The sequence below is a fragment of the Dictyobacter formicarum genome, from assembly GCF_016587435.1.
Genome location: NZ_BNJJ01000008.1, coordinates 119,914 through 132,752 on the forward strand (window position 1 = coordinate 119,914; position 12,839 = coordinate 132,752).

Here is a 12,839-nt window from a genome sequence, read left to right on the forward strand (position 1 = left end):
CAACGAATATCGATTCATCTCGCGCAGTCATTGCGCTGGCTAATAAGCTGCTTAAATAGTACCACCTAGATAAAGACTGCCGATTTCTGGATTATTTAAGATATCCTGGGCACTACCCTCCAGACGTACTTTTCCGCTTTCTAGTACCAGTCCGTGGGTCGCCAGAGCCAGGCCTGCACGCACATTTTGCTCTACCAGTAAGATGGTTTTGCCCAGTTCTTGCATGACTCTGACACTATCAAAAATTTGTTTCAGGGTCTTTGGATCGAGTCCCATCGAGGGCTCGTCAAGCAAGATAAGGGTCGGATCGAGCATCAGGGCGCGCGCAAATTCGATCAAGCGTCGCTGCCCACCGGACAGGTTGACGGCGCGTTCGTTGGCACGCTCTTTGACCAGTGGGTAGAGTTCTTCAATCTCTTGCAGGCGTTTACTGATTCGGGGTGTATCGCGCAAGAGATAGCCGCCCATGCGCACGTTTTCCTTCACCGTCATTTCTGGAAAGAGACTATGCTCTTGAGGCACCTGTACGATGCCGAGTTCCAGAATCTGGCGCGTGGACAGGCCAACCAGCGATCGATCCTTGAAGAGAATCTTTCCCTGACGCGCTTTGAGCAGGCCGCTGACAACCCGTAGCACAGTTGATTTGCCGGCCCCGTTAGGTCCCACAATGCAGGTCGTGGTGCCTTTTTCCAGCGTGAAACTCAAATCCTTTAGAATATCACTTCCGTCATATCCGGCGATGACCTGCTCGCATTGTAAAATCATTGCACTCCCTCCCCTAGATAAGCATCCAGCACGAGCGGATTGTTGCGTACTTCTTCGGGTGATCCCTGAGCGATGATGCTGCCGCGATGCATGACGGCGACGCGCTGGCAGAGACTCATGACAAATTCCATGTTGTGCTCTACAAGCAGAAAGGTCAAACCTCTTTGATGCAGTTCACGAATTCGATCAGCCAGGTATAAGATCATGGTTGGATTGACGCCGCCAGCTGGCTCGTCGAGCAAGATGATCTGCGGGTCCGCAATCAGGATGAAGGCAAATTCCAACAATTTTCGCTGACCATATGAAAGATTACCGGCTGGCAGATCTTTGTGCTGCGCAATGCCGACAAAATTGAGCAACTCCAGGGCTTTCTGCTGCTCGTGTGCCGCGCTCCAACTGCTGAAGAGATGGCCTTTTCCCTGCCGCTGCACTGCGACGTGCATATTCTCTAGCACGGTCAATTTGGGGAAGATACGGGTCAGCTGGAAGGTGCGTCCGATACCCAGTCTAAAAACTTTCTCTGGCGTTGCGCGGGCGATACTCTTGCCCTGGAAACGGATATCTCCGCTATCGATACGCTCATAGCCGGTGATAGTATTGAACAACGTGGTCTTACCAGAACCATTGGGACCAATCAGTCCAGTAATTGAACCGGCTGGAATACTTAAAGAGCAATTTGAGAGCGCCTGAAGGCCGCCAAAGGCTTTGGAGACAGAATCTATGTCAATCACGCTCTGCCGGGTATCGCTATCCATTCTTCTTCTCCTCCAGTGCCAGACCTTCTGTGTTCCTGATTTCTTCTGCCGCGACGGCATCCGGAGCCCAGGTGCGTGTGGCTATAATCTTCAGTACCAGTTTGGTGAGTGAAGGAACGATACCCTCTGGCAAGAGCAGAATTACCGCCAGCAGCAGTCCTCCAAAGAGGATCAGATCGAAGCCAGCCGTACCAAACTCCAGTGTGGCATATTGCTGTAGTGGTTCAACGAGCAATGCTCCCAGTACGGGCCCGGCCAGTGTGCCAACACCACCAAAGAAGGTCATGAGCGCTACTGCTATATCAAAGGTCGGATCAAATGCCTCGGGTGGAAATACTGTGCTGGTGAAATAGGAGATCATGGCTCCGGCTGTGCCAGCAAAGAAGGCAGAGATCATCAAGGCAATCAGCTTATACTTTGTCGTGTTAATACCCAGGCTGCTGGCTCGATCCTCATCTTCGCGAATAGCCAGCAGGCCAAGCCCGAACTTTGAGTGACGGATCAGCCAGGACATGAGTATTGCTGCGATCAACAAAATGAAGGCCATATAGTAAAAAGGAATATTAAAGAAGTCGCCGCTCCAGGAGGGCAGAGGTAAGGTCATTCCGGCGGAGCCATTAGTGAAGCCATGCAGGTTGTAAGCCAGCAATTGCATAATAAACAATGTAGCCACCGTCACAACCACAAAAACATGTCTCCTCGTGCGCAGGATGATCAATCCTATCGGAAGCGCAAAGATGGATGCAATCAAGCCGGCCACCAGCACAAAGGCAAATGGTATATAGTCGCCCTGGATGTTCCACTTCTGGCAGATTAATGCTAGCGAATACGCCCCTATGCCAGAAAAGACCGCATAGCCAAGCGAGATATAGCCACTAAAACCAGAAAAGATATTCCAGCCCGCGGCCGCGACTGCGTAAATGACGGCAAAAAAAGCGACTGAGGTAGCACCCGGATTGGGAAATAGTAGAGGGAAGATAGCCAGTATGACCAGCATGATTAGCAGAACAATTGTTTCGGTCTTTTTCATTGCTTTCGGCCCTCGACTTTTCCAAACAGGCCCTGCGGACGGAAGAGCAAGAGCACGACCAGGAGCACAAAAAAGACTGTGCTGGACCAGACAGGCGACCAGATTACATCTGTAATCGCTCCTACTGCCAGCATAAACAGGGATGCCAGCAAGGCACCGCGTAAACTTCCCATGCCTCCCAGCACGATAATGACCAGCAGGCGCGAAATCAAGTCATACGAGCTGGCGGCATTGAAGGCGTTGATGGCTCCAAATGACATACCGCCAGCCGCCGTCAAGGCCACACCCAGGCCAAAAGTGATGGCCGAAATGCGCTCGACGTCGATCCCAATCAACATGGCTGCCGTACGGTTTTGCATCGCCGCGCGCATGCTATAGCCAAAGCGAGTCTGGTAAATCAAGAAGTAGAGTCCCAGTAAGAGGACAATGCTCATTCCAGCCGAGAAGAGATACATGTACGAGATATAAAAGCCAAAAATGGGAAATGTCGCGTCGACATATGGTGCGCTCAAGCGAACCGTTGTGCCCGTGAAAATAAAATTTAAGATGCCTTCAATTACCAGGGCAACGGCATAGGTGACCAGGAGAGAAAGCATGACGCGGTTCTGCCGAATGCGGCGAATGAAAGCCCATTCAATGCCCAGCCCCAGGAAGAACATGACTGGCACCGTAATCAAGAGACCCAGAAATAGGTCAATGTGGAGATAATGTTCTAGTGCATAACTAAGATATGCGCCAAGAACAACAAAAATACCCTGAGCTATATTGATAATGTCCATAACCCCAAAAATCAATGTTAACCCCGACGCCATCAGGGCGTAGACACTACCGGTTAACAGACCCAGGATAATTGCTTCAGCAAGGAGTGCCATTATATGCAAACCTTTCTATGTGACCGATGGATGTACGAAATGGGTTTAGTGAGTGTGTCGGACGCCATGGCTTCCAGGTGCATGCTGCCAGATGCATCGTTCCTTTGGCGCCCACAAAGAGATACTCCTGTTGGTGCAAAAAGTGCGCTTTGCGCACTTTTTGCACCAACAGAAAAAAAGAGATTGGGCGTCAGCGCCCCCGGCTGGCGAGCCACCTTTTCCCGTAGGGGTTATGATACTAAGACCAGGTTTTTTTCGGATATTCGGGATTGGCCTGAGCCTGGTTAGCTGGATATACGGGTATTAATTTCCCATTCTGCCATTGGAAGAGGAAGGGTTCCGCAACAGTATTTTGACCATCGCTGGCAAATTTTACCGGACCCTGGATAGAGTTGAACGTATCCCCTGAATGCAGCTCCTGAATCAATTTGGTGTTATCGATACTGTGTATTTTCTCTACGGCTTGCTGCAATACCTGACCAACGGCAAATGCTTCTACAGAGTCAGCACTGATCGCGTCGGCGGTTCCTCCAAATTTGGCCGTGTAGGCCTGGGTAAAGGCATCATTCTGATAGGATTTGATACCGGGGAACCAGCCATTGTTTGGCACGAAAACGCCTTCGACTCTGTTTGCGCCACCTAGTGGACCTGTAAACTGGCTACCCTGGTCGGGACCGGCTGTTTCAATGATCGCTTTGGGATTGAAATGCTGCTGAATGAGCGCTTTTGTGAGTGCAACCGAATCGTCCTGACCGGTTGTTCCTAGAATCATGACATCTGGCCTGGTAGCAATGGCTTTTTGCGCGATCGGCGCATAGTCGGTGGTTTCGGCGGGATAGACCGTATAAATAGCTGTTTGGATACCACCTTTTTCTAGTTGTGCTTTTGCCCCATCAACCTGTGGTTGTGTGAAGAAGTCGTCGGCGGTGACATAGGCAATCGATTTGGGGCGTTGAGCCTGGGGCAGTGAAAGCAGATAAAAGACGAAGCTGGTCAAATAGCTTTTGGCCGAGAGCGAAACCGAGAACAAATTACTAAATTTGGCATCAAAAATCGATGGTGCCACGCCAGCACCCTCAATAAATGCGTAATTGTAGCGCTTGGCTACAGGGGCAGCGGCCAGCGTCAGGCTGGACGAATAAGGGCCAAGGACCAGATCATCATGATTGACATTAATCAATTTCTGATAATCACTGATGACCTGTTGCTTATTGCTATTATCATTCAAAATATCGAGTTGGACCTTGCGGTTGAGAAGACCACCATGGCTATTAACATAATCTGCCCAGATCTGATAGCCCTGCTGAAGTGCTTTTCCATCCTGTGAAAAGTCACCCGAGAGGGAAACGGTCAGACCAATCTTAATTGGTCCTTGCGCTGATGGTGTAGCGCTTGATGCATTTGATTGGTCGCAGGCACTTATCACGAAAATGATACATGCCGTAAGGAGAAGAGTTAAGATACTGCTTATCTTTACTCTTCTAAGAACATTTACCATGCTCATTACTCCTGACCTATTAAATACTAAATTTCCGCCAGACGATGTTACCTGAAACTATGCCTTGCATGCACGTTTAAATTGTGCGAAAAATATATCCTTCACAATATTCGCACAAATATAGTAAATCACGTTTTATGTCATCCCAAATACCCTAAATGGCTCAAAAATATAAAATACCCCATAAAAGATGTGATTGCCGATAGATATAAATGCAAAAACGAATGTTCTATACATTTATACTTAAATATGCCCGCCTTTATATGGTAGAACCTTTATGGGTCGAGAATACATAAAACCACCAACTAATCATCGCGCACACTTTAACAGAGTTAGCCAATAATTGCAAGTATAGTTATGCTATATGCCTAGATATATTATAACTAATTAAGCTAGCTTGCTATCTAGATGTGATCGTAAAAATCCCTGAACTCTTATACTTACTTTTTAGCCACATATAGATGGGTTACGTAATTCAACACAGTCTGTCCGCTTATGGTATTATATTCTAAATTTGCAACGTAAATGTCACAAAATAATCTATGTAGTTTATAATGAGACCAAGTTGCCAAATATGGTGCCAGAAACAGCATTTGCCCTATGAATTGTTTTTAATTATGCAAACAAAATAGAAAAGAAAAAATTATCAGTGATATCGCCAGCTATTTTTATATCCAGAGGGAAAGGAACTTAAGAAATGACAAATAGTGTGAGAAATATGCGCATATTCCGGAATATGCGCATATTTCCCCGGCTTCTTATCCTATTTGTAATACTGGTAACTATTTCCAGTATTGCTATTGCATTTTTGGACTATTTTTATTTGCGGGCTTTTGATACTCATGCTCAAGCAGTCAAAACGAGTTTTGCTTCGCAACAAATTGCGACCGAGCAGCAGGTAAATTTGCAGCGCATGAATGCTCTATTACAGGCTCGCTTCGCGCAGATTTTCGCCAGCGATAGTCCGAGACTAAATGGAGACCCATCGTTAGCGGCTTCCGGAGGATTGATCGAGAACGATATTGCGGCCCGTGAGATCGACTTTGATCAAACTTTAAACTCATACAGGCAAAATTACTCCATTGCTGATTCAAGTAATATGAGCGTTGTTCGTAATATTCTACAGAGTAGTGAGGAGAACAGTTACTTGATTACGAATCAGCAGACGGCACTGAATGCTGTTTCGTCGAGGCAGTGGACTGATTACAAGTCTTTACAGGACCAGGTTCTGAATGTACTGAACAGCCCATACCCCGACTACGTAAAAGGATATTCGCTGCTTTATAGAGCCAACGAGCGATTCCTGGATCTGCAAAAAAACTGGAATGTCGTTGTAAATACCTCAACTACCGTTGGCCAGGCCGTGACTGGCCTGGATAATTCAGAGATTATCCCGCTACAAATAGCTACTCTGCTCGCTATCGCAATGACAATTCTTATTATTTTGGCTACCGCTTTTGTTGTGAATATCAGCATCTCTCGCCCTCTCAGACAAATGGCCAGCCTGACTGAACGTATTTATAAAGGAGACACCAGTGAGCGAGCGCCGGTGGAGGGACGCGATGAGATCCAGATAGTTGCCGTCTCTATGAATGCGATGCTGGATAATATTGTTGCATTGATGCGAGATGCGCAATTACGCCATATTTCTTTGCAAAATCAGATCGAAATGTTGGTCAAGGATATCCAGGGTATCGGTGAAGGTGATCTCCGTGTCTATGCCGAGATATCTTCAGAGAGCAGCCTGGAAAAATTAGCTGCTTCATTCAACTATGTAATTGCTGAACTGAGCTCGATCGTGGTCAAATTTAAGACGCTTGCCAATGAGGTAGAAAGAGCTACTATTCAGGCGTACGATGAGATGTTAGAGGTGGTGGATGCCACCGACAAACAAATTCAGCAGATTACAGCTGCTAACGCTCAAGTTGGAGATATGGCCAATGCCAGTCGCCAGATGGCAGAGCGTGCCCATTCCCTCTTACAGATGGGAAATGATGCATATACTACTGCTCAGAATGGCCGGAAGTCGGTCGCTAAGGCTTCTTATGGTATGTCACGCATCAGCTACCATGTGGACTCAGCGGTTACGCGGGTCAAACAGCTCGAGGAGCGTTCGCAAGAGATCGATACCATCGTGAAAGTTATTTCTGGTGTGGCTAACCAGACCAATCGCCTGGCATTGGATGCCGCTATTCAGGCTGCTATGGCTGGCGAAAATGGTAAAGGTTTTAGAGCAGTGGCCGAAGATATTCGCCGCTCAGCTGAAGTGGCCAAGGCACAGGCAACTGTTGTTGAACGTATTGTCAAGCAGGTTATCGAAGATATTCACTCCCTGGCCAGTTCTATGGCGGATACAGAGGAAGAAACGGCTACTGGCCGACAATCTTCCCAAGAGGCCGGCAATGCATTTGATGCTATCTTTGCCGCTATTGAACGACAAGGGCAAGAAATAGAGACCATTAACCGGTTTGCTAAACGGCAATTAGACGTTTCTAACCAGGTTCTGTACGTCATACAAGAGGTTTCGCTCTCAACTCAGCAAAGCAACCAGAGTATTCACACTGAAGCAGAGCGCATGGAAGGCGTGGCACAACTGGCCGAGCGACTGCTGGCCTCAGCTGAAGTGTTCAAATTACGAGAGGACCAGGATATCTTCGCGCAAACAAATATGGCCAATCAAGGTTCCTTCGTGTCCGATGAGCAAAACTTCTACCGCGATCCCATCTCAGCTTCGTTAGCTCCAGATAGAAATATTTCGTTTATTCAGTCTGGTCAGTCTTGATTCCTGTGTTCACTCTTAACCTTCTATCTACTATGCACTATCCAACCAGACAAATATATAGGTAATCTTGCCAGGAACCACAGTGGCGATGGCAGCCACATCAATAAACATTGATGTTTGTCGATAAGAGCATAGAGCGCCTGGAGAGAGCTATCCATCAGGGTAGCTCTCTTCCTGAGATATTCTCATGTGCGCTAATTCCATAGGTAATAATCAAGAATGAGCGCTGCGTAAGGTGCCTCTCATTCTTGATTATGCCTATGAAGATTTATACACCTCTTCAGAGGCTTTTCCTGGGCTGTCTCTGGCGGTACTCGAACAAAGGAGAGACAGAGCGAGGTAGTCATACTTCTAGCATGTCTACCTCGCTTTCAGATCAGAGAACAGATGCTTCTGGCGTCTCCTGCTGAAGAGGTATAAATTTACAAATTGTAATGGAGAAAGACATGTCACAACAGCAAGGGAGAATAGCCGATCACCTGGCGCATGTCATCAGTACTATACAGGCTAATCATATGACGGGAGAATTGCGCGCCAAAAAGGGTGATGACGCCTATGCTGAAATAGGCGCGATATTTTTTTTGGAAGGGCAGGCAGTGAAAGCTCAGGTTGGCGCTCAACAGGGGGCCAGCGCCTTTGACGTGCTTTGCACCTGGAGAAATTGCATCTTTATTTTTGTTCCTCACAGTAGTCCATATCAAACATCACCGCTTTCACCATCAACAGGACCTCAATTGAGTCCCTCTGTATCCTCGACGCCTTCCCAACCACTTTTACCTATACCTGGTAGTGTCAACGAACAACAGACGATACCAATCGTTTCAGTTCCGTTAATTGCAGTTCCACGCGCTACTATGTCGATAGTTAAAGCTATTGGTGTCATAAATAATGCAGGCTTGCCACGCACATATCGTCAAATTTTGCTATTGATCGACGGGCAGCACTCTGTCAATGATATTGTCGCCCTTGCGAACGTTCCACTGGAAGAAGTACTGCAAATACTCAGGGTCCTGGAAAATTTAGCCATTATCAGAATACCTACATAAAATATATTTAAAAAATACTGTCTGATCTCGCGTCTGGAAGGCGCTTTTTTTATTGGTACGATCATTAGACCATGAAACAAAATGTAGCAAAGTGGTGGCAGTCTTAGTCGTGTAGAGGCGGCACTAATAATCGATATTTTAAACCGCCAGTACTCTGCGTCGTTGAGGAACATTCGTAAGTAACATGACTCTGATGTACTTTACCATCAAAGCCCTGTGAGCATGCATCCATACGCATAGAAGTAGAAATATATATCCAGACAGGCTGCTTCAAAGCCACAAAGCAGCCTGCTACATTTTTTCTGCGTGGTGTAGTGCTGTCCGTACTGAGACTTACACAGTCGTACTTGATAATTTGGCCAGAATACGATCAATGTCTGCCTGCAACCGGCTGGGATGTGGACCGGTGATGCGCTCGACAACGTTCCCTTTGTTAAAGACGATCAGCGTCGGAATAGCCTGAATCCCTAGTTTTTTTGCCGCTTCGGGATCATCGTCGATGTTCATTCTAGCAAAGCGCAATTTTCCCTGATATTGATCACTCAGACGCTCAAAAACAGGAGCGATAGCGCGACAAGGACCACACCAGGGTGCCCAGAAATCTATGATGACCGGTTGATCTGGATGGTTGATAAACTTTTGAAACGCCTGATCATTGACGGTATACAGATTAGAATGTATAGCCATGAGATGTCCTCCTGCCTGGATTGTTTTGCCGATATAACCTTTGATATATTCAAGCACCGCGCTCAACAGGAGCTACGACTTGCATGTATTTTCATGGATGAGAGCAATAGGCCTGTCTTAACTTCCTCACCAGTGAGCAGCTAAACATTGACCACATGTCAGATACACCATGCATAAATGCGGGGGCTTGTTCCTATCCTTCCCTGTTATGATTAATATGACGTGTTTTTATTCTGAAAAACTAAAACGTACGCATGTAGGAGGTGCATGAAGTATGGAGAATCGCGCTCATATTCAAATCAATCAGTTGCCTGTGGAAATGGATGTACGGGCTCCTGATATGACAGAGATTCGCTTGCTCGCGAATATGAATAACGGAAGTATGGTACATTGCACATTGCTGCCAGACCAGGTATCGCATGCGGGTGTGCATCAGACGGTTGAAGAAATATGGTATGTGTTGCAGGGCCAGGGAGAGGTGTGGTTGCAGCATAGGAATGAGCAGCGAGAAGAGAAGATCTATCCTGACATCTGCTTTACTATTCCAGTTGGTACGCGGTTTCAGGTGCGCAACACCGGCTCGGCCCCCCTCCGCTGTATTATTGTCACTATGCCACCATGGCCAGGCGCCCAGGAATGGGTGCGTGTGGAAGACCACTGGCCATCTCCATAATGTGGATGTGCTGGCGGCCAATGCGCATACCGGGATGAGTGGTGAGACTGGTATGTTGCCTATTCCATTGCTCCATACGCCAGTGTCCAGAAGTCGGTGAAGACCTTCGGTGGTTCCGGCGAATCCATCATGCGCTGCGTGAAGAGGATGCCGACCATTCCCTCCGCAGGATCGGTGTATGCCGTTGTGCCGAAGCCGCCGGTCCAACCGAATCGGCCTGGAGTGTGGAAGATTTCGTTGCGCCGAATGTCTACCGCCATTCCTAAGCCCCAACTGGAATGCGTGCCAAAAAAGATTTCCGAGCCAGTGCGTTGCTTAGGTGTGAGTTGATCTGAAGTCATCAGCTCCACTGTGGCGCGGGAAAGAATTTGTTTGCGGCCGTGCCGGCCTTTTTTGAGCATCATGCGGCTGAAGGCGAAGTAGTCATCGATCGTCGATACAAGTCCGCCTCCGCCCGATTCGGAGGGTGGCTCAGACCGCCAGGCACTGTTGGCCACGTTGTCAAAAACATCCAGCTTGTTCGTTTGACGATTGAAAAAATAGAACGCGGGCAATCGGTCGATTTTCTCGGGAGGCACGTGGAAAGCGGTATCTTTCATGCCCAGCGGATCGAAGATGCGCTCGCGCATGAACGTGCCGAGGGATTGTCCTGACACGCGTGCGATCAAGGCCCCAAGCACATCGCCGCTCACCTGATACATCCACCGCTCGCCCGGTTGCGCCAACCACGGTAGTGAGCCGAGTTTCTGCAGCCATTCGTCCATGCCAGGCGCTTGCGACGGGAGCATCGGGCCGTCGCCGCCAATGCGATATTCACGGATCAACTTCTGGATTGGATACGTGTCTGGCATGGCCATTACACTGCCGAAGCCCATACGGTAGGTCAGCAGATCGCGAAGCGTGATTGCGCGCAACGCGGGCACCGTGTCATCGAGATCCGAGGAGATGGATTTGAGCACACGACGATTTGCAAGTTCCGGAAGCCACGGCTCGATCGAATCGTCGAGCCGTATCTTGCATTCCTCCACCAGAATCATGGCCGCGACTGCAGTGATGGGCTTCGTGATCGAAGCAATGCGAAAGATTGTGTCGCGCTTCATTGGAGCCGGATCGCCGAACGTCAGGGTGCCGAGCACTTCCACATAAACGTCGTCATGATGACTGACGAGCGCTACGAGCCCGGGCATCTCTTTACGTTCAATGTATCCCGACAACACGTGATGCATTCGTTCGAGTCGCGACTTCGAAAGACCTGTGGTGTTCATATTCAGCTCCTTGCATGAGATTTTCCTGTTTGATTTCGGTACAACGGAGGCGCTTTGACAACCTGCTCACGCAGTTTTTCGAACCCTGGATTTTCCTTCCCTTTGACAAGTAGCAACAGGATACGAAGAGGACCATCGAGCTGAGCGACTGGCTCGGCAAACCATCCAGAGCCTTTTGAAAGCTTGGAGTTTCTCCTTCCAGACAAAGTAGCCGTTTTTTTTGCCTGTTATCTAACAAAGTTAGATTTTTGATTGTCGTTATATCCATTCATATCATACATAAAGGAAAGAGCCGGCAGGGAAGCCCACAGACCTGCGCAATAACGACAGCATTTTTCGCGTGTCGGACCTTGTGAAAAACCATTCTATCGTTATATACGGGAGAACTACCATGAACCTATCAAACGAACTTCATGTCATTTTCGGAACCGGCCCGGTTGGGCTGTCGCTCGCTGAGGAACTGCTTGCCCGAGGCAAACGGGTTCGCCTGGTCAATCGGAGCGGAAAGGGGCAGATCCCAGCTGGGGCAGAACTGGTTGCAGGCGATGCCTCTAGACTCGCCATTGCCCAGGAACTCAGCCGAGGCGCTGCCGTCATTTACAATGCGACCCATGCTCCTTACGAGCAGTGGCCAGAGATTCTCCCTCGTTTGCAGGAGAATATGATTGAGAGCGCTGCCACAGCCGGAGCAAAGTTGGTGGTGATCGATACTCTCTACGTGTATGGAGAAACGCATGGGCAACCCATGACAGAAGCGATGCCCTACGCGGCCACATCACGGAAAGGACGTCTCCGTGCCGAGCTTGCCTGGGGCTATCTGCAAGCCCATCGCACCGGCAAGGTTCGCGTCGTGTTGGGACGAGCCGCCGATTTCTTCGGCCCGCGTGTGCTCAATTCGTCATTGGGCCAGTATGTCTTTCCCGCCGCGCTCTCCGGCCAACCGATCCTGACGCTTGGGAATATTGATCTGCCTCACAGCTACAGTTATATGCCAGATATCGCCAGGAGCCTGGCAGTGTTGGGCGAACGTGAAGAGGCCCTTGGGCAAGACTGGCTGTTGCCAGTGGCCCCTACCGTGTCAACACGCGAAGTCAGCCAGTTGATTGAGCAAGCGCTTGGGCACCCGCTCCAACTCTTCTCGGTCCCTTCCATTGAACAAGCCCGCGAACTGGGCATTTTCGATGAGACCTTTGCCACGGAATATCGCGAACTCTTCTACCAATATACCGAGCCACAAATCGTAGACGCTCATGCGATTGAACACGCATTCGGTCTGCAGGCAACTCCGCTGGATGAGGCCCTGCGTACCACCATCCGTTGGTATCAAGAGAATACGCGCTCTTAAAAAGGAAGCGGCCGGAACAGACGTGGTTTATCGTGTCCCTGGTCGCTGTCTTCACGATCATCGTGTTTCGGATGCCAGCGATGGGTGCTTTATCAGCCATTTTGAACCCATAAATGCCTCT

At 48.8% G+C, this 12,839-nt stretch carries 11 protein-coding genes; 4 read left to right on the top strand and 7 right to left on the bottom strand.

The window, feature by feature from the left end; genetic code table 11:
* Positions 1-51 precede the first annotated feature (51 nt).
* From JMI88_RS15360 to JMI88_RS15380, 5 genes are all read right to left on the bottom strand, one after another.
* Positions 52-765 (bottom strand): ABC transporter ATP-binding protein, encoded by a 714-nt coding sequence (locus JMI88_RS15360; RefSeq protein WP_201362789.1) that lies wholly within the window; start codon positions 763-765, stop codon positions 52-54.
* On the bottom strand, positions 762-1,520 hold the full coding sequence (locus tag JMI88_RS15365; RefSeq protein ID WP_201362791.1) for an ABC transporter ATP-binding protein: 759 nt from the start codon (positions 1,518-1,520) through the stop codon (positions 762-764). Before JMI88_RS15365 ends, JMI88_RS15360 begins: the two co-directional genes overlap by 4 nt.
* The gene (locus tag JMI88_RS15370) at positions 1,513-2,550 is read right to left on the bottom strand and encodes a branched-chain amino acid ABC transporter permease (protein WP_201362793.1); all 1,038 of its coding nucleotides are present in this window, start codon (positions 2,548-2,550) and stop codon (positions 1,513-1,515) included. The genes JMI88_RS15365 and JMI88_RS15370 overlap by 8 nt, the downstream gene beginning before the upstream one ends.
* Positions 2,547-3,422, bottom strand: coding sequence for a branched-chain amino acid ABC transporter permease (locus JMI88_RS15375; RefSeq protein ID WP_236022928.1), 876 nt, complete (start codon positions 3,420-3,422; stop codon positions 2,547-2,549). Before JMI88_RS15375 ends, JMI88_RS15370 begins: the two co-directional genes overlap by 4 nt.
* Before the next feature lie 238 nt (positions 3,423-3,660).
* Positions 3,661-4,920, bottom strand: a complete 1,260-nt coding sequence (locus tag JMI88_RS15380; protein ID WP_201362795.1) for an amino acid ABC transporter substrate-binding protein — start codon at positions 4,918-4,920, stop codon at positions 3,661-3,663.
* Between the two features lie 697 nt (positions 4,921-5,617).
* Here JMI88_RS15380 and JMI88_RS15385 point away from each other — a divergent pair.
* Both JMI88_RS15385 and JMI88_RS15390 read left to right on the top strand, forming a co-directional pair.
* The gene (locus JMI88_RS15385; RefSeq protein ID WP_201362797.1) at positions 5,618-7,702 is read left to right on the top strand and encodes a methyl-accepting chemotaxis protein; all 2,085 of its coding nucleotides are present in this window, start codon (positions 5,618-5,620) and stop codon (positions 7,700-7,702) included.
* A gap of 446 nt (positions 7,703-8,148) precedes the next feature.
* Complete coding sequence (locus JMI88_RS15390; RefSeq protein ID WP_201362798.1) at positions 8,149-8,748, top strand: DUF4388 domain-containing protein; 600 nt, start codon at positions 8,149-8,151, stop codon at positions 8,746-8,748.
* A 333-nt stretch (positions 8,749-9,081) separates the two neighbouring features.
* Here JMI88_RS15390 and trxA read toward each other — a convergent pair whose 3' ends face one another.
* The gene (gene trxA / locus JMI88_RS15395; protein WP_201362800.1) at positions 9,082-9,435 is read right to left on the bottom strand and encodes a thioredoxin; all 354 of its coding nucleotides are present in this window, start codon (positions 9,433-9,435) and stop codon (positions 9,082-9,084) included.
* A 274-nt stretch (positions 9,436-9,709) separates the two neighbouring features.
* Between trxA and JMI88_RS15400 the strand changes: the two genes are divergently transcribed.
* Positions 9,710-10,108, top strand: a complete 399-nt coding sequence (locus JMI88_RS15400; RefSeq protein ID WP_201362802.1) for a cupin domain-containing protein — start codon at positions 9,710-9,712, stop codon at positions 10,106-10,108.
* A 59-nt stretch (positions 10,109-10,167) separates the two neighbouring features.
* Here the strand turns inward: JMI88_RS15400 and JMI88_RS15405 are convergent, their stop codons facing one another.
* On the bottom strand, positions 10,168-11,373 hold the full coding sequence (locus tag JMI88_RS15405) for a serine hydrolase domain-containing protein (RefSeq protein WP_201362804.1): 1,206 nt from the start codon (positions 11,371-11,373) through the stop codon (positions 10,168-10,170).
* Positions 11,374-11,764: 391 nt separating this feature from the next.
* On the opposite strand from JMI88_RS15405, the gene JMI88_RS15410 reads away from it, so the two are divergent.
* Positions 11,765-12,718 (top strand): NAD-dependent epimerase/dehydratase family protein, encoded by a 954-nt coding sequence (locus JMI88_RS15410; RefSeq protein WP_201362806.1) that lies wholly within the window; start codon positions 11,765-11,767, stop codon positions 12,716-12,718.
* Positions 12,719-12,839: the final 121 nt, after the last annotated feature.

Bases quoted from the DNA above. Each gene is read 5' to 3' on its own strand.
- JMI88_RS15360 (WP_201362789.1), bottom strand. From the start codon at position 765: ATGATTTTACAATGCGAGCAGGTCATCGCCGGATATGACGGAAGTGAT.
- JMI88_RS15365 (WP_201362791.1), bottom strand. From the start codon at position 1,520: ATGGATAGCGATACCCGGCAGAGCGTGATTGACATAGATTCTGTCTCC.
- JMI88_RS15370 (WP_201362793.1), bottom strand. From the start codon at position 2,550: ATGAAAAAGACCGAAACAATTGTTCTGCTAATCATGCTGGTCATACTG.
- JMI88_RS15375 (WP_236022928.1), bottom strand. From the start codon at position 3,422: ATGGCACTCCTTGCTGAAGCAATTATCCTGGGTCTGTTAACCGGTAGT.
- JMI88_RS15380 (WP_201362795.1), bottom strand. From the start codon at position 4,920: ATGGTAAATGTTCTTAGAAGAGTAAAGATAAGCAGTATCTTAACTCTT.
- JMI88_RS15385 (WP_201362797.1), top strand. From the start codon at position 5,618: ATGACAAATAGTGTGAGAAATATGCGCATATTCCGGAATATGCGCATA.
- JMI88_RS15390 (WP_201362798.1), top strand. From the start codon at position 8,149: ATGTCACAACAGCAAGGGAGAATAGCCGATCACCTGGCGCATGTCATC.
- trxA (WP_201362800.1), bottom strand. From the start codon at position 9,435: ATGGCTATACATTCTAATCTGTATACCGTCAATGATCAGGCGTTTCAA.
- JMI88_RS15400 (WP_201362802.1), top strand. From the start codon at position 9,710: ATGGAGAATCGCGCTCATATTCAAATCAATCAGTTGCCTGTGGAAATG.
- JMI88_RS15405 (WP_201362804.1), bottom strand. From the start codon at position 11,373: ATGAACACCACAGGTCTTTCGAAGTCGCGACTCGAACGAATGCATCAC.
- JMI88_RS15410 (WP_201362806.1), top strand. From the start codon at position 11,765: ATGAACCTATCAAACGAACTTCATGTCATTTTCGGAACCGGCCCGGTT.